The following is a 15,473-nucleotide window of genomic DNA, read 5'->3' on the forward strand; positions in this document are numbered from 1 at the left end:
AGGGGGGTGCGCAAGATCCCCGGAACGGGCATGCGAAACTTTTCACATGAGTGCCGCCAGCCGTGCCCCCCAGCGCTCGAAGCGAGCCCCGCAGAGCTCGCGCCGTGCCACCCGCGTCCGCCGCCGCGCCACCCTGGCCGCAGGCGCCGCCGCGACCGCACTGCTCGTCTCGGCGTGCACGTCGGGCGGCACGTCCGGCGGAGGCGGCAACACCAACTTCGTGGTCGGCAAGGACGGCATCTCCACGGTCGCCGCGGGCAAGCGCGTCGCCGCGCCCGAACTGTCCGGCGAGACGCTCGAGGGCAAGCCGCTCGACGTCGCCGACTACAAGGGCAAGGTCGTCGTCCTCAACGTGTGGGGCTCCTGGTGCAACCCGTGCCGCGCGGAGGCGAAGTACTTCGCCAAGGTGTCGAAGGACTACGCCGACCAGGGCGTGCAGTTCGTCGGCATCAACACGCGCGACGGCAGCACCACGGCCGCCCTCGCCTTCGAGGAGGACTTCGGCATCCCCTACCCGAGCCTCTACGACCCCACGGGCAAGCTGATGCTCCGCTTCGAGAAGGGCACCCTCAACCCGCAGGCCGTCCCCTCGACCCTGGTCCTGGACCGGGACGGGAAGATCGCGGCCCGCTCCCTGACGGCGCTCGACGAGAAGCGGCTGCTGAAGATGCTCGAGCCGGTCGTCGCGGAGAAGTGACGTGACGGCCCTGTACACCCTCGCCGCCGAAACGGGCTACAACGGCACCGTGCTCAACGGCGCCCTCCTGGTCGCCCTGCCCATCGCCGTACTCGGCGGGCTCGTCTCCTTCTTCTCGCCCTGCGTCCTGCCGCTCGTCCCCGGCTACCTCTCCTACGTCACCGGAGTCTCCGGCACCGACCTGGCCGAGGCCCGGCGCGGACGGATGGTCGCCGGCGCCTCCCTGTTCGTCCTCGGCTTCACCGTCGTGTTCGTCTCGGGCGGCGCCTTCTTCGGCTACTTCGGGCAGACCCTCCAGGAGCAGTCGGGCGTCCTGTCGAAGGTGCTCGGCGTCCTCATGATCCTCATGGGCGTCTTCTTCATGGGCCTGATGCCCTGGCTCACCCAGCGCGAGTTCCGCTTCCACAAGCGGCCCGCGGCCGGGCTGGCCGGCGCGCCCCTCCTCGGCGCCCTGTTCGGCATCGGCTGGACCCCCTGCATCGGCCCCACCCTCGCCTCCGTGCTCACCCTCTCCGCCCAGCAGGAGAGCGCCGGACGCGGCGCGATACTGACCGTCGCGTACTGTCTGGGGCTGGGTGTCCCCTTCGTTCTCGCCGCCATCGCCTTCCGCAAGGCGCTCGGCGCCTTCGGCTGGGTCAAGCGGCACTACGTCTGGGTCATGCGCATCGGCGGCACGATGATGATCGTGACCGGTGTACTGCTGCTGACCGGAGCGTGGGACGCCCTCGTGGCGGAGATGCAGACCTGGTCCAACGGCTTCACGGTGGGGATCTGACCCGATGAGCGACACCACGACGGACAACACCCCCAAGGCCGGTGACGACCAGGACCTGGGCGCCGCCGGCTCCCAGCTGTCCACCGCGCCCAAGGAGGAGCCGCCGAACCTGCCCTCGCTGGGCGTCATCGGCTGGGCCCGCTGGTTCTGGCGGCAGCTCACCTCCATGAGGGTCGCGCTGCTGCTGCTCCTGCTGCTGTCGCTCGGCGCGATCCCCGGCTCGCTCATCCCGCAGACCGGCATCGACGAGACCAAGGTCGCCGACTTCCGCGAGCAGCACGACATCCTCGCGCCGATCTACGACAAGCTCGGCCTCTTCAACGTCTACAGCTCGGTGTGGTTCTCCGCGATCTACATCCTGCTGTTCATCTCCCTCATCGGCTGCATCGTGCCCCGCACCTGGCAGTTCGTGGGCCAGCTGCGCGGCCGCCCGCCGGGCGCCCCCCGGCGCCTGACCCGGCTGCCCGCCCACACCACCTGGCGCACCGGGGCCACACCCGAGCAGGTCCGCGAGAGCGCCCTCGCCCTGCTGCGCAAGCGCCGCTTCCGCGCCCACGCCGTCGGTGACGCGGTCGCCGCCGAGAAGGGCTACCTGCGCGAGGTCGGCAACCTGCTCTTCCACATCGCGCTGATCGTGATGCTGATCGCCTTCGCCTGGGGCCAGCTCTTCAAGTCCGAGGGCAACAAGCTGATCGTCGAGGGCGACGGCTTCGCCAACACGCTCACGCAGTACGACGACTTCAAGTCCGGGAACCTGTTCACCAACGAGGACCTGGAACCGTTCAGCTTCGACGTCGAGGAGTTCACCGGCACCTACGAGCGCACCGGCCCCAACAAGGGCACCCCGCGCACGTACGAGACGGAGCTCACCTACACCGCGGGAGCCGACGGCGAGGAGAAGAAGGCCCTCGTCAAGGTGAACAAGCCGCTGGAGATCGGCGACGCCAAGGTCTACCTCGTCAGCCACGGCTACGCGCCCGTCGTGACCGTCCGCGACGGCAAGGGCAAGGTCGTCTACCAGGACGCCGTCCCGCTGCTGCCGCTCGACGCCAACGTCACCTCCTCCGGCGTGGTCAAGGTCCTCGACGGCTACCGCAACCCGCAGGGCAAGAAGGAACAGCTCGGCTTCAACGCCTTCTTCGTGCCCACGTTCGGCGGCTCCGCCAGCGGCACGATGCTGTCCCAGTTCCCGGCGCTGGACTATCCGGTGCTCGCCCTGTCCGCCTACCACGGCGACCTGAAGGCCGACTCCGGCATTCCGCAGAGCGTGTACCAGATGGACAAGACCAAGATGAAGGAGTTCAAGGACGCCGACGGCGAGCTGTTCAAGCAGCTGCTCATGCCCGGCGAGACCATGACGCTCCCGAACGGCGCCGGTTCGGTCACCTTCGAGAAGGACATCAAGGAGTGGGCCGGCTACCAGATCGTCCAGGAACCGGGCGGCGGCTGGGCGCTCGGCGGTTCCGTCGTCGCGATCGCCGGCCTCGCCGGCTCCCTGTTCATCCAGCGCCGGCGCGTGTGGGTGCGCGCGGTCGAGGGCCCCGACGGGGTGACCGTCGTCGAGATGGCGGGCCTCGGCCGCAGCGAGTCCGCGAAGGTGCCGGAGGAACTCGGCGAACTCGCCGGTCTCCTCTACGACGAGGCCCCGGGCGTGCCCGACCCCGACCCGGACGAGACGTCCGCCAAGACAGCCGCACCATCCGATCCCGATTCCGAAGCCGTGCCTGCCGAAGGGGCTGAGCAGCAGTGACTCTCGCCGCCGCGACCAACGAGAGCCTCGCGGAGATCAGCAATGTGCTGATCTACTCCGCGATGGCGGTCTACACCCTCGCCTTCTTCGCCTACATCGTCGAATGGCTCCTCGGCAGCCGCAGCAAGGTCGCCCGCACGGCCGCGGCCCTGACCCCCGGGGCGGCGGCGAAGACGGCCGGGCCGGCCGTCACCGTGAAGCGGGCCGGCGGCACCGCCGTGCTGGAGCGGCCGAAGGTCGTCGTCCGCGCCGCGACCGGATCGCGCGACGTGCCCGACGGGCCGGGAGCGCACGGCGGCGACGAGAAGGGCGACCTCTACGGGCGGATCGCCATCTCCCTCACCGTGCTCGCCTTCGCCCTCGCCTTCGGCGGAGTGCTCACCCGCGCGCTGTCGGTGGAGCGGGCGCCGTGGGGCAACATGTACGAGTTCAACATCACGTTCTCCACGACCGCGGTCGGCGTGTACCTGCTGCTGCTGGCGCTGAAGAAGAACGTCCGCTGGCTCGGCCTGTTCCTCACCACCTCGGTCCTCCTCGACCTCGGTCTCGCCGTCACCGTCCTGTACACCGAGAGCGACCAGCTGGTCCCCGCGCTCCACTCGTACTGGCTCTACATCCACGTGTCCACGGCGATCCTGTGCGGCGCGGTGTTCTACGTCGGCGCGTTCGCCACGCTGATGTACCTGTTCAAGGACTCGTACGAGAACAAGCTGGCGGGCGGCGGCAAGCCCGGCAGCTTCGCCACCTCGTTCCTGGAGCGACTGCCCGCCGCCGCCTCCCTGGACAAGTTCGCCTACCGGGTCAACGCGGCCGTGTTCCCGCTGTGGACGTTCACGATCATCGCGGGCGCGATCTGGGCGGGTGACGCGTGGGGCCGCTACTGGGGATGGGACCCCAAGGAGACCTGGTCCTTCATCACCTGGGTCGCCTACGCCGGCTACCTGCACGCCCGCGCCACCGCCGGCTGGAAGGGCCGCAAGGCCGCGTACCTCGCCCTCGCGGCGTTCGGCTGCTGGCTGTTCAACTACTACGGCGTCAACATCTTCGTCTCCGGCAAGCACTCCTACGCGGACGTCGGCCTCGGCGCCCTGCACGCGGTGGGCTTCTGACGCACGCACGGGAGGGCGGGCCCGGCGGGGTTTCTCCGCCCCCGGACGGGCTGACCTCCGGCGTCCCCCGGCCCCCCGTCGGACGCCCCGCACCCCCTCTGTAACCTGGCCCGATCGTCGCCGCGCGTGCGGCAGTTGGGCCTGGGAGGAACGTCATGGGTGCTCCGGCACTGGAGGAGCTGCGGGAGGTCTGCCAGCCGCAGGCCAAGATGGAGAGCCGCAACGGCGAGCACTGGGCCGGCCGGCTCTACATGCGCAAGCTCTCCCTGCGCACCACCCGCCACCTGGTCCGCACCCCGGTCACCCCCGACCAGCTCACCTGGACCATGGTGGTCTGCGGAGTGGCCTCCGGCGCCGCGCTGATGATCCCCGGCCTGACCGGCGCGATCCTCGCCGTGATCCTCATGCAGCTGTTCCTCCTCTTCGACTGCGTCGACGGCGAAGTCGCCCGTTGGAAGGGGCAGAACAGCGCGACCGGCATCTACGTCGACCGGCTCGGCGCGTACCTCGCCGACGCGGCCCTGCTGGCCGGCGCCGGCTACCGCGCCGCCGAGTCGGGCGTCGGCGGCTGGCTGTCGATCGGCATAGCCACCGCCCTCGGCGTCGTCCTGCTCAAGGCCTCCACCGACCTGGTGGACGTCGCCCGAGCCCGCCGCGGCCTGATGGTCGCCGACGACGAGTCGACCCGACCCCGCTCCCAGGGCGTCGCCACGGTCCGCCGCATCGCCGCCGCGTTCAAGATCCACCGCGTCACCAACGGCATCGAGGCGTCCCTCGTCCTCCTCGTCGCCGCGATCGCCGACGCGCTGACCGACAGCATCGACCCCACCCGCTGGGCCCTCGGCGCCCTCGCCGTCATCACCTGGGTGATGGTCCCGGCCCACCTCCTGTCGATCCTCTCCTCCTCCCGCCTCCGCTGACCCGACGGCTCACCCGCGCGGGTGAACATCGCCGGTTCGGGTCTCCATGAGGGCCCGGTTTCCCTACGTTCGACGCACATGCCGACGACATATGTCGGCTGTGATCAGCTGAACGCAAGGAAACCCATGGTCAAGCCGCCCCACGAGGCGATGCACCGCATCTTCCAGCACGATCCCGGGCTGTTCAGCCGGGTCTCACGCTTCCTCGGAGTCGACCTCCCCAGACCGGTCAGGGCCACGCCCCTGCCGACCGACCTCACCGAGACCAGCCTCGTCGAACGCCGGGTCGACACGCTGCTGAAGTTCGAGACCGCGGAACAGGGTGACTTCCTGCTGGCCATCGAGGCCCAGGGCAGCAAGGACCCGGACAAGCCGGCGAGCTGGGCGTACTACACCGTCTACCTGTGGACGAAGTACCGGCTGCCCACCGCCCTGCTCGTCGTCTGCCAGGACCACGCCACGGCCAAGTGGGCCCAGCGGGCGGTCAGCAGCGGGCCGCCCCAGCTGCCCACCCTCACCCTGCGCCCCGTGGTCGCCGGCCCGCACAACATGCCCGTGATCACCGACCCGGACGAGGCCCGCGCCGACCTCGTCCTGGCGAGCCTGGCGGCCATCACTCACGCCGCCGAACCGGCCGTCAATGCGATACTGAAAGCCCTCTCCACCGCACTGCGGGACGTGCCCGAAGACATCGCGGACCCCATCGTCGAATTCACCGCACAGGGCCTGGGCAAGCACCCGGCCAAGCACCTCTGGAGGAACCTGGTGGCCGTGGACCTCTCCTTCTACAAGTCCTACCTCGTCGAAGAGATCCGGGAAGAAGCCCGAGCCGAAGGCCGTGCTGAGGACGTTCTGCTCGTTCTGGAGCAGCGTGGGCTGGAGGTGTCGGAGGAGGTGCGTGGTCGTGTCACGGGCTGTGCGGATCCCGATGTCCTCCGTCTGTGGCTCGCCCGCGCCGTGACCGCCTCGAAGGCCGAGGAGATCTTCGCCGGAGAGTGACGCGGCCGGGCCGCACTCACTCCGCGTCCGCGCTGATCGACCGCCAGATCCGGTCGGGCAGGACCTCCGTCGCCTCGTCGAGGTCGATGTCGCCGAGGGTCAGCCAGCGCCGGCTGACGCCGATGACCGGGCCGAGGACGAGGGATTCGAGGATCGGGACGGGCAGGGGCGCGACCTCTCCCGACGCGACGTGCCCGCTCACCCACGCGGACAGCGGGGTGAGCCGGGCCTCCTGGGCGTCACGGAGCTGCTTCGCCTGCCGCATGCCGATCTCGTCGGCGCGGGAGGAGTGCAGGAGGAGGCCCGCGTCGCGGTGGTCCCGGATGAAGGTCAGGTACGCCCGCACGAGCGCCCGTATGCCGGTGCGGGCGGAGTCCGACTGCTCCAGCGCCGTGACCATCTCCACCAGCAGCCGCTCCAGCCAGCGCATCAGCAGGGCGGTCAACAGGCCGTCCATGCTGCCGAAGTGGTGGTAGAGGCTGCCGGGGCTGACACCGCTCGCCGCGGTCACCGCGCTGACGGTGAGGCCCTGTTCGCCCGACTCCCCGTAGACGCGCAGTGCCGCGTCCAGGAGGTGGTCGGCGGTCACCTCACCACGGTGCTGCTTGGGGCTCATCGCGGGATCGCTGTACCTTCCCGGTTTTTCTGGAGTGAATTTCTAGAATCCTCTTCCAATCCTAGCCCGCGCTGGTTCAGACTGACCCCTGCCGACGTGCGGTCCGCCCGTCGCGGGGGAGTGGGCGGACCGCCACCGGCGGGGAGCCGACGGACCACGACTACGGGGCACGCGTGATCGAGCTGGGCGGAAGCGGCGCCGAGCCGCTGGAGGACGAGGACCCGCGGCGGATCGGGCCGATCCCGCTCGTCGGGCGACTCGGGGCGGGCGGCATGGGCCGCGTCTACCTCGGCGTGCACGAGGGGCGCTACGCCGCGGTCAAGCAGCTGCTGCCGTCGATCGTGGCCGAGGACAAGGACTTCCTGCGCCGCTTCGGGCACGAGCTGGACAACCTGGCCCGGTTACCCGGGCACGCCACCGCCCCGCTGCTCGCCGGCGACCGCACCGCCCGGCCGCCGTGGTTCGCCACCGCCTACGTCCCCGGCCTCACCCTGCGCGAGGCGCTTGAGGTCCACGGGGGACCGCTCCCCGCCGGGGCGCTGTGGCTGTTGCTGCGCGAAGCCGCGGCCGGGCTCGCCGACGTCCACGCGCTGGACATGGTGCACCGCGACATCAAGCCGTCCAACGTCATGCTCACCCTGGACGGGCTCACGCTCATCGACTTCGGGGTGGCCCGGGCCGCCGAGCAGAGCAAGATCACCATCAGCGGCATGGTGGTGGGCACCCCCGCCTACATGTCCCCCGAGCAGGCTTCGGGAGCACGCCGGTCGACCGGGGCCGTCGACGTCTTCGCGCTCGGCTCGGTCCTCGCGTACGCGGCGAGCGGCCGGCCGCCGTTCGGTGACGAGTCCGGGCACGGCGTGCTGTACCGGATTGTGCACGAGGAACCCGACCTCGACGCCGTACGGGAGGTGGATCCGGAGCTCGCCGAGGTCGTCGCCGCCTGCCTGGACAAGGACTACGAGGGCCGGCCCACCGCCGCGGAGCTGGTCGGCGTCGCGGACCGGCACGGTCCGTTCGCCCCGCCCCTGTGGCCGTCGGCCGTCTCGGAGCGGCTGGCCGAACGGGCCGCGTTCGCGGCGGCGATCCCGGACACCGGCGACCTCACGCTCCCCGAGGCGCCGCCGGAGGAACCGGCCCCCGAGCCGGAGCGGGCGAAGGAGCCGGAGCAGCCCGAGGCGTCCCGGAAGGAGCGCCGCCGTACCCGGGTCCTGCCCGTGTTCGTCCCCGTGGTGGTCGTCGTGACGGGAACGACGCTCGTCTTCACGCTCCTGCCCCACGTCACCGACGCCGGCGACGCGGCCGGACCACCCGCCTCCTCCTCGCCGGCCGCGGCCTCCGCGGGCGTGACTCCGTCGGGAACGGCCGGCGGATCCGCGACGCCGTCACCGTCCTCCTCGAAGGAGAAGGAGAAGGAAAAGGAGACGGGGAAGGAGAAGCCGGAGCCCGGATCGGGGGAGTCGGCGACCGCCTCCGGAGCGCCGGGCGCGGGCGTCTGGGCGGACGGCCGGGACGCCGGGGCGAAGGACGGCGGCGGAGCCGCGCGGGACGACGGCGCGGACGCGGGCAGCAGCGGCGGGGGCGGCGCGGCCCCGGGCGGGCAGGGCGAGGCGGCACCCTCCACGGGCGGAGCCACCCTGCGCAACGGGGCGAGCGGACAGTGCCTCACCGCTACCGGCGGGCCCGGGTACGGCTATGTCACCGGGGGCAGCTGCACCGCGGGCGCGGCCCGCTGGAGCCTGAAGAGCACGGCGTCCGGCGCCTACCGGATCGTCCAGCAGACGAGCGGCAACTGCCTGTCCGCCTACGGTTCCCTGCACAGCGCGTCGTGCGGCGCGGACGACGCCCAGGAGTGGCGTCCGGGTCCGGGCGGCACCATGGTCCTCACCAAGACGGGCAGGTGTCTGGACCACGCCCGGCCGAGCGGCATGATCATGGCGCGGGAGTGCGACGGGTCGGCGGGCCAGCGCTGGGCCAGGGGCTGACGGGGGCGGTCGGCGGTGGCGGTCAGCCGGCTCCGCCGCGGTCGCCGTCCCCCGGCTTGTCGTCCTTGTCCTTGTCCTTGTCGTCGTCCAGCGACTTCAGGAACTCGGGGTTGTCGTCCGGCGCCACCCACTGGCGGCGGCCGCCGCCCCCGCCCCACGCGGAGCCGCCCGCGCCCGCCGGGTGCCGCTTCTTGCCGGCGATGAGCCAGGAGATCGACCCGACCAGCGGGAACAGCAGCACGAGGATGGCCCACAACGGCTTGGGCATGTGACGGATGTCGTCGTCCTTGGTGCTGATGCAGTCGATGAACGCGTACACGCTCAGTGCCAGCGGCACGAGGAACATCAGCAGCCGCAGCATGGGGCCTCTCCAGCGAAAGCAGCGAAAGCGGTGGGCGGTACAGGGCCAGGGTAACCGCTCGGGGATACTTGACCGCATGGCTTACGACGATCTTCGCTCCCTGCTCAGGGCGCTGGAGCGCGAGGGTGACCTCAAGCGCATCAAGGCCGAAGTCGACCCGTATCTGGAGGTCGGTGAGATCGTCGACCGGGTGAACAAGGCCGGCGGTCCCGCCCTGCTCTTCGAGAACGTGCGCGGCTCCAGCATGCCCCTCGCCATGAACGTGTTCGGCACCGACCGCCGCCTGCTGAAGGCGCTCGGACTGAAGTCGTACACGGACATCAGCGACAAGATCGGCGGGCTGCTGAGGCCCGAGCTGCCGCAGGGCTTCATCGGCGTGCGCGAGGCCTTCGGGAAGCTCGGCGCGATGACGCACGTGCCGCCGAAGAAGGTGAAGTCCGGCGACGCGCCCGTGCAGGAGGTCGTGCTCACCGGTGACGACGTGGACCTGGAGCGGCTTCCGGCGCTGTTCACCTGGCCGAAGGACGGCGGCTCCTTCTTCAACCTGGGGCTGACCCACACCAAGGACCCGGAGACCGGCATCCGGAACCTGGGCCTGTACCGGCTCCAGCGTCACGACAAGCGCACCATCGGCATGCACTGGCAGATCCACAAGGACAGCCGCAACCACTACCAGGTGGCCGCACGGCGCGGTGAGCGGCTGCCCGTCGCCATCGCGTTCGGCTGCCCGCCGGCGGTGACGTACGCCTCGACCGCGCCGCTGCCCGGGGACATCGACGAGTACCTGTTCGCCGGGTTCGTGCAGGGCAAGCGGATCGAGATGGTCGACTGCAAGACCGTCCCGCTGCAGGTGCCCGCGCAGGCCGAGGTCGTCATCGAGGGCTGGCTGGAGCCCGGCGAGATGCTGCCGGAGGGGCCCTACGGCGACCACACCGGCTTCTACACCCCGCAGGAGCCGTTCCCCGCCCTGAAGATCGACTGCGTGACGATGCGGAAGCGGCCGCTGCTCCAGTCGATCGTGGTCGGCCGGCCGCCGACCGAGGACGGGCCGCTGGGGCGGGCGACCGAGCGGTTCTTCCTGCCCCTGCTGAAGATCATCGTGCCGGACATCGTGGACTACCACCTGCCCGAGTCGGGCGGCTTCCACAACTGCGCGATCGTCTCGATCGACAAGAAGTACCCCAAACACGCCCAGAAGGTGATGCACGCCATCTGGGGCGCCCACATGATGTCGTTGACCAAGCTCATCGTGGTCGTCGACTCCGACTGCGACGTCCACGACCTGCACGAGGTCTCCTGGCGGGCCCTCGGCAACACCGACTACGCCCGTGACCTCACCGTCGTCGAAGGTCCCGTCGACCATCTCGACCACTCCTCCTACCAGCAGTTCTGGGGCGGCAAGGCGGGCATCGACGCGACGAAGAAGTGGCCCGAGGAGGGGTACACGCGCGACGGGGGCTGGCCCGACATGGTGGAGTCCGACCCCGACACGGCGGCGAAGGTCGACCGCCGCTGGAAGGAGTACGGACTGTGAGTCCCGACGCCGAGGGCGGACCGGCGCTCTTTATCGGCACCGACACCGACTACGTGGCCCTCGTGCGCCCCGAGCTGGACCCGGCCGACGAGGGGGTCCGCCGGGCGGCCGAGGAGGCGGGCGTCACGCCCGAGGAACTCGCCGGCTCCGGCGACACGTGGGCGGTCCTCTTCGAACAGGGCGGCGAGGGCGACGGCTTCGAGCTGCCCGGCGTGCGGGACGCCGAACCGGCCGAGTTCGCGCGGCGGCTCCGCGAGGAGCTCGCCGCCGCCGCGGGCGAACCCTTCACGGTCGACGGCGGGGCGGTCCTGCGGCTCGACGGCCGCCCGTCCGGCGCCGGCGCGTACGTCTTCACCGCGCACCTCACCCCGCCCGACGACACCGGCACGACGCCGGCGGTGGAGACGGGACCGCAGCCCGTCGCCGAGCTGCTGGCCGACCTCGACACGTTCCTCGGGAGCCTCGCATGATGACCACCGCCGACGGGGTCGTGGGCCCGGGTCCCGCCCCGCAGCCGGGGCGCACCAGGGCCTTCCTGCGCCTCGTCATGATCGAGCACTCGGTGTTCGCGCTGCCGTTCGCCTACATCGCCGCGCTCACCGCGATGTACGAGTGGGACGAGAACATCCACTGGGGCAAGCTGCTCCTGGTCACCGTCGCCATGGTCGGGCTGCGGACCTTCGCGATGGCCGCCAACCGGATCATCGACCGCGAGATCGACGCCCGTAACCCGCGCACCGCCCACCGCGAACTGGTCACCGGCGCGATGTCGGTCAAGCACGCCTGGACCGGCGCGCTGATCGCCCTGGCCGTCTTCCTGGGCGCGGCGGCCCTGCTCAACCCCCTCTGTCTGGCCCTCGCGCCGGTCGCCGTGATCCCGATGGTGGTGTATCCGTACGGCAAGCGGTTCACCGACTTCCCGCAGGCGATCCTCGGGCTCGCCCAGGCCATGGGGCCGGTCGGCGGCTGGCTGGCGGTCACCGGGTCCTGGTCGTGGGACGCGGTGGTGCTCGGTCTGGCGGTGGGCGTCTGGATCGGCGGCTTCGACCTGATCTACGCCTGCCAGGACGTCGAGACCGACCGTGAGATCGGCGTGAAGTCGGTGCCGGCCCGCTTCGGCATCCCGGCCGCCGTGTGGGGCGCTCGCGTCTGCCACGCCGTGACCACGGCCCTGTTCGTCTGGTACGCCGTCCTCACCGACGCCGGTGCCTTCTTCTGGCTGGGCCTGCTGATCGTCGCCGGGGCCTTCGTGTACGAGCACACCATCGTCCGCCCCACCGACCTGACCCGCCTCAACCGGGCGTTCTTCAGCGTCAACGGCTTCATCGGCATCGCCCTGTTCGTCTGCGCGCTGCTGGACCTGCTGGTGCGCGGGCTGACGGTGTAGGGCCGGGCGCGGGAGCGTCAGGCCGGCGGATGCCGGGGCTCGGGCGGGCGGCGGAAGAGGAACGCCGCCGTCACGCCCGCCACCAGGCCGATCAGGTGGCCCTGCCAGCTGACGCCGGACTGGGTCGGGGCGAGGCCCGCCAGGATCGAGCCGCCCCAGACCGCGGCGATCAGCACGCCCACGACCACGCCCAGGGGGCGGCGCTCGACGAAGCCGCTGACCAGCAGGAATCCGAAGAGGCCGAAGATCAGACCGGAGGCGCCCGCGGTGTTGCTGTGCGCCGGGGAGATGAGCCACACCCCCAGACCGTCGGCCACCACGATCAGGGCGCAGACGGCGAGGAACCGGCGTATGCCGCCGAGCGCCGCCAGGAAGCCCAGCACCAGCAGCGGCACGCTGTTGGCGGCGACATGGGCGAAGCCGAAGTGCAGGAACGCCGCGGGGACGATGTCGGCCAGTTCGGAGGGGACGCGCGGCACGATGCCGTAGTCGTCCAGGGCGTGCCCGGTGGCCGTGTCGATCACTTCGAGCAGCCACAGCAGGGCCACCCAGCCCACCATCAGCTTGGCCGCGGTCCCGATCCGGTCGCCCCGCGACCACTGCGGACGTGAACCCGACATCATCCACCCCCCGCCGTCGGCTCGTTCTCCTGGAAGAACGCCCGGCCCCCCTTGCCCGGTTCCCACCCTCCGACTCCCGATAGGCTCGGTGTCGTGAACCCAGTCAAGCCAGGAGAGACGCGGCGTACGCCTTGGATCGTAGGGGTCTCCGGCGCCTCCGGCACCCCGTATGCCGCCTCGGTGCTGCGGGCGCTGCTCGCCGCCGGTGAGAGCGTCGACCTCGTCGTCAGCCGGGCCTCGCGGCTCACCCTGCTCGACGAGACCGGCATCTCCTTCCGCGACGCCCACTGGCGCGACGACCTGCGGGAATGGCTGTCCCGGGGCGCGGACGGAAAGCCGGACACGTTCACCGTCGACCTCGACGGGGTGAGGCACTGGGCCGCCGGTGACCTCGCGGCCGGGCCGTCCTCGGGGTCGTATCCGAGCAAGGGCATGATCATCGTGCCCGCCTCCACGGCCTGTGTGGCCGGGGTGGCGCTCGGCCTGTCCAAGGACCTGCTGCAGCGGGCGGCGAGCGTGACCCTGAAGGAGGGGCGCACGCTGATCGTCGCCGTGCGGGAGACCCCGCTGAACGGCCAGACCCTGCGGCACCTGGTGACGCTGGACGACGCGGGCGCCGCCGTGGTGCCCGCCTCACCCGCCTTCTACGCGGGCGCGACGCACATCCAGGACCTGGTGGACTTCGTCGCCGGGCGCGTGCTCGACGCGGCGGGCGTCAAGCACGGTCTCTACCGCCGCTGGAAGGGCGAGCTGGGCGGCGGATCCCGCGCCGACTGACACGCTCCGGGCACGTCACCGCGGCACCGCCGCACCACGGCACGTCGGCACGGCAGGCAGCACCCGTTCCAGCACCACCCCTTCAAGTACCACCCCTTCAAGTACCACCCCTCTCAGTACGTCCGTACCTCTTCAGTGGAAGGCTCGATTCGCATGGACGCGGTGGACAGGCAGCTCATCCAGGCCCTGAGGGAGAACGGCCGGGCCTCCTACGCGGAGCTGGGGCGCCTCGTCGGCCTGTCGGGACCCAGCGTCACCGACCGCATCAACCGGCTGGAGGCGGCCGGGGTCATCACCGGTTACCGCGCCACCGTGGACTCCGCCTCGCTCGGCCTCGGCGTCACGGCCCTGATCGGCATCTCGCTCTCCGACGCCGCCGACCACGAGGACGTGGCGCAGCGGCTGAAGGACCTCGGGGAGATCGAGGACTGCTGGTTCATCGCCGGTGACGACTCCTTCATGCTCAAGGTGCGGGCGAGCGACGTGGACGGCCTGGAGAAGATCATCCGCCGGCTGTCCGGCACCAAGGGCGTCTCCCGGACCCGTACGACGATCGTGCTGTCCACCAAGTGGGAGAACCGCGTGGGTGAGCTGCCGGAAGAGGAGCAGTAGCAGGCGGCGGGGAGCGATGTTCGGGGGTCCTTCCGCCCGAGGGGCGGGGGAGTACGGTTGACGGGCCTGTTGGAAGGTCGCATAGGTCGAGGAAAAGAGGGACGGCATGGACGTCGGGCTCAAGCGCGAGCTGGAGCAGAAGGTCAGGGCGGGCGAACGCCTGACCCGTGAGGACGGCATCGCGCTGTACGAGTCGGACGACCTGGCCTGGCTGGGCGGGCTGGCGCACGAGGTGCGGACGCGGCTCAACGGCGACGTCGTGCACTTCAACGTCAACCGCCACCTCAACATGACCAACGTGTGCACCGCCTCCTGCGCCTACTGCTCCTTCCAGCGCAAGCCGGGGGAGAAGGACGCCTACACGATGCGCATCGAGGAGGCGGTGAAGCTCGCCAAGGCGATGGAGTCGGAGAACCTCACCGAACTGCACATCGTCAACGGACTGCACCCCAACCTGCCGTGGCGCTACTACCCGCGCTCGCTGCGGGAGCTGAAGGCGGCGCTGCCGGACGTCTCGCTCAAGGCGTTCACCGCCACCGAGATCCACCACTTCGAGACCATCTCCGGCATGTCCGCCTCGGAGATCCTCGACGAGTTGATCGACGCCGGTCTGGAGTCCCTCACCGGCGGCGGCGCGGAGATCTTCGACTGGGAGGTGCGGCAGCACATCGTCGACCACCGCACCCACTGGGAGGACTGGTCGCGCATCCACCGGCTGGCGCACGAGAAGGGGCTCAGGACCCCGTGCACCATGCTGTACGGGCACATCGAGGAGCCCCGCCACCGGGTGGACCACGTCCTCAGGCTGCGCGAGCTCCAGGACGAGACCGGCGGCTTCCAGGTCTTCATCCCGCTGCGCTACCAGCACGACTTCGTGGACATGAAGGACGGCAAGGTACGCAACCGGCTCCAGGCGCGGACGCAGATGGCGACCGGGGCGGAGGCGCTGAAGACGTTCGCCGTGTCGCGGCTGCTGTTCGACAACGTGCCGCACGTCAAGGTGTTCTGGGTGATGCACGGGGTGCACACGGCGCAGCTCGCCCTCCAGCACGGTGCGGACGACATGGACGGCTCGGTCGTCGAGTACAAGATCACGCACGACGCGGACGACTTCGGCACGCCGAACAAGCTGACGCGCGAGGACCTGCTGGACCTGATCAGGGACGCCGGGTTCCGGCCGGTGGAGCGCAACACGCGCTACGAGGTCATCCGGGAGTACGACGGTCCGGACCCGGCGCGCCGGGAGTCGCCGCAGCCGATGCGCGTCTGAAGGGGGTTCCGCCGCTCCCAGGGGGCTGCCGCCCCCTGGGAGGTGGTCGGCCGCGGCTGCG

16 protein-coding genes are annotated in these 15,473 nt (G+C 70.8%); 13 read left to right on the top strand and 3 right to left on the bottom strand.

Annotated features, from left to right (window positions below; genetic code table 11):
* Window positions 1-46 precede the first annotated feature (46 nt).
* From IE172_RS17865 to IE172_RS17890, 6 genes are all read left to right on the top strand, one after another.
* Window positions 47-697 carry a TlpA family protein disulfide reductase gene (locus IE172_RS17865; protein ID WP_190098243.1) on the top strand — a complete coding sequence of 217 codons (651 nt, stop codon included), beginning with the start codon at window positions 47-49 and terminating at the stop codon, window positions 695-697.
* Window position 698: 1 nt separating this feature from the next.
* A complete protein-coding gene (locus IE172_RS17870; protein WP_190098244.1) occupies window positions 699-1,472 on the top strand; it encodes a cytochrome c biogenesis CcdA family protein in 774 nt (257 codons plus the stop codon).
* Between the two features lie 4 nt (window positions 1,473-1,476).
* Window positions 1,477-3,222 (top strand): cytochrome c biogenesis protein ResB, encoded by a 1,746-nt coding sequence (gene resB, locus IE172_RS17875; RefSeq protein ID WP_190098245.1) that lies wholly within the window; start codon window positions 1,477-1,479, stop codon window positions 3,220-3,222.
* Window positions 3,219-4,331: a c-type cytochrome biogenesis protein CcsB gene (gene ccsB, locus IE172_RS17880; RefSeq protein WP_190098246.1), complete on the top strand. Its 1,113-nt coding sequence runs from the start codon at window positions 3,219-3,221 to the stop codon at window positions 4,329-4,331. Before resB ends, ccsB begins: the two co-directional genes overlap by 4 nt.
* A 155-nt stretch (window positions 4,332-4,486) precedes the next feature.
* Complete coding sequence (locus IE172_RS17885) at window positions 4,487-5,251, top strand: CDP-alcohol phosphatidyltransferase family protein (RefSeq protein WP_190098247.1); 765 nt, start codon at window positions 4,487-4,489, stop codon at window positions 5,249-5,251.
* 126 nt (window positions 5,252-5,377) lie between these two features.
* The gene (locus IE172_RS17890; RefSeq protein ID WP_190098248.1) at window positions 5,378-6,250 is read left to right on the top strand and encodes a hypothetical protein; all 873 of its coding nucleotides are present in this window, start codon (window positions 5,378-5,380) and stop codon (window positions 6,248-6,250) included.
* A gap of 16 nt (window positions 6,251-6,266) precedes the next feature.
* Here IE172_RS17890 and IE172_RS17895 read toward each other — a convergent pair whose 3' ends face one another.
* Window positions 6,267-6,866: a TetR/AcrR family transcriptional regulator gene (locus tag IE172_RS17895; protein WP_190098249.1), complete on the bottom strand. Its 600-nt coding sequence runs from the start codon at window positions 6,864-6,866 to the stop codon at window positions 6,267-6,269.
* 173 nt (window positions 6,867-7,039) lie between these two features.
* Between IE172_RS17895 and IE172_RS17900 the strand changes: the two genes are divergently transcribed.
* Complete coding sequence (locus IE172_RS17900; protein ID WP_190098250.1) at window positions 7,040-8,851, top strand: serine/threonine-protein kinase; 1,812 nt, start codon at window positions 7,040-7,042, stop codon at window positions 8,849-8,851.
* Window positions 8,852-8,873: 22 nt separating this feature from the next.
* Here IE172_RS17900 and IE172_RS17905 read toward each other — a convergent pair whose 3' ends face one another.
* Window positions 8,874-9,212: a PLD nuclease N-terminal domain-containing protein gene (locus tag IE172_RS17905; protein WP_190098251.1), complete on the bottom strand. Its 339-nt coding sequence runs from the start codon at window positions 9,210-9,212 to the stop codon at window positions 8,874-8,876.
* 76 nt (window positions 9,213-9,288) lie between these two features.
* Here IE172_RS17905 and IE172_RS17910 point away from each other — a divergent pair, with 76 nt between their 5' ends.
* The 3 genes from IE172_RS17910 to mqnP are packed head-to-tail and all read left to right on the top strand — an operon-like array spanning window position 9,289 to window position 12,133.
* The gene (locus tag IE172_RS17910) at window positions 9,289-10,746 is read left to right on the top strand and encodes a menaquinone biosynthesis decarboxylase (protein ID WP_190098252.1); all 1,458 of its coding nucleotides are present in this window, start codon (window positions 9,289-9,291) and stop codon (window positions 10,744-10,746) included.
* Window positions 10,743-11,216: a hypothetical protein gene (locus tag IE172_RS17915; RefSeq protein ID WP_190098253.1), complete on the top strand. Its 474-nt coding sequence runs from the start codon at window positions 10,743-10,745 to the stop codon at window positions 11,214-11,216. Before IE172_RS17910 ends, IE172_RS17915 begins: the two co-directional genes overlap by 4 nt.
* The gene (gene mqnP, locus IE172_RS17920; RefSeq protein ID WP_190098254.1) at window positions 11,213-12,133 is read left to right on the top strand and encodes a menaquinone biosynthesis prenyltransferase MqnP; all 921 of its coding nucleotides are present in this window, start codon (window positions 11,213-11,215) and stop codon (window positions 12,131-12,133) included. Before IE172_RS17915 ends, mqnP begins: the two co-directional genes overlap by 4 nt.
* A 17-nt stretch (window positions 12,134-12,150) precedes the next feature.
* Here the strand turns inward: mqnP and IE172_RS17925 are convergent, their stop codons facing one another.
* The gene (locus IE172_RS17925) at window positions 12,151-12,753 is read right to left on the bottom strand and encodes a rhomboid family intramembrane serine protease (RefSeq protein WP_190098255.1); all 603 of its coding nucleotides are present in this window, start codon (window positions 12,751-12,753) and stop codon (window positions 12,151-12,153) included.
* Between the two features lie 93 nt (window positions 12,754-12,846).
* Between IE172_RS17925 and IE172_RS17930 the strand changes: the two genes are divergently transcribed.
* The 3 genes from IE172_RS17930 (at window position 12,847) to mqnE (ending at window position 15,412) form a co-directional block, all read left to right on the top strand.
* Window positions 12,847-13,530: a UbiX family flavin prenyltransferase gene (locus IE172_RS17930; RefSeq protein WP_190098256.1), complete on the top strand. Its 684-nt coding sequence runs from the start codon at window positions 12,847-12,849 to the stop codon at window positions 13,528-13,530.
* A 153-nt stretch (window positions 13,531-13,683) separates the two neighbouring features.
* Window positions 13,684-14,142 (top strand): Lrp/AsnC family transcriptional regulator, encoded by a 459-nt coding sequence (locus IE172_RS17935; protein WP_190098257.1) that lies wholly within the window; start codon window positions 13,684-13,686, stop codon window positions 14,140-14,142.
* Between the two features lie 106 nt (window positions 14,143-14,248).
* Complete coding sequence (mqnE, locus tag IE172_RS17940) at window positions 14,249-15,412, top strand: aminofutalosine synthase MqnE (RefSeq protein ID WP_190098258.1); 1,164 nt, start codon at window positions 14,249-14,251, stop codon at window positions 15,410-15,412.
* Window positions 15,413-15,473: the final 61 nt, after the last annotated feature.

Source organism: Streptomyces griseoflavus (genome assembly GCF_014649995.1).
Lineage (GTDB): Bacteria > Actinomycetota > Actinomycetes > Streptomycetales > Streptomycetaceae > Streptomyces > Streptomyces griseoflavus.

Bases quoted from the DNA above. Each gene is read 5' to 3' on its own strand.
- IE172_RS17935 (WP_190098257.1), top strand. From the start codon at position 13,684: ATGGACGCGGTGGACAGGCAGCTCATCCAGGCCCTGAGGGAGAACGGC.
- IE172_RS17905 (WP_190098251.1), bottom strand. From the start codon at position 9,212: ATGCTGCGGCTGCTGATGTTCCTCGTGCCGCTGGCACTGAGCGTGTAC.
- IE172_RS17865 (WP_190098243.1), top strand. From the start codon at position 47: ATGAGTGCCGCCAGCCGTGCCCCCCAGCGCTCGAAGCGAGCCCCGCAG.
- IE172_RS17885 (WP_190098247.1), top strand. From the start codon at position 4,487: ATGGGTGCTCCGGCACTGGAGGAGCTGCGGGAGGTCTGCCAGCCGCAG.
- mqnE (WP_190098258.1), top strand. From the start codon at position 14,249: ATGGACGTCGGGCTCAAGCGCGAGCTGGAGCAGAAGGTCAGGGCGGGC.
- mqnP (WP_190098254.1), top strand. From the start codon at position 11,213: ATGATGACCACCGCCGACGGGGTCGTGGGCCCGGGTCCCGCCCCGCAG.
- IE172_RS17890 (WP_190098248.1), top strand. From the start codon at position 5,378: ATGGTCAAGCCGCCCCACGAGGCGATGCACCGCATCTTCCAGCACGAT.
- IE172_RS17895 (WP_190098249.1), bottom strand. From the start codon at position 6,866: ATGAGCCCCAAGCAGCACCGTGGTGAGGTGACCGCCGACCACCTCCTG.
- resB (WP_190098245.1), top strand. From the start codon at position 1,477: ATGAGCGACACCACGACGGACAACACCCCCAAGGCCGGTGACGACCAG.
- IE172_RS17925 (WP_190098255.1), bottom strand. From the start codon at position 12,753: ATGTCGGGTTCACGTCCGCAGTGGTCGCGGGGCGACCGGATCGGGACC.
- IE172_RS17910 (WP_190098252.1), top strand. From the start codon at position 9,289: ATGGCTTACGACGATCTTCGCTCCCTGCTCAGGGCGCTGGAGCGCGAG.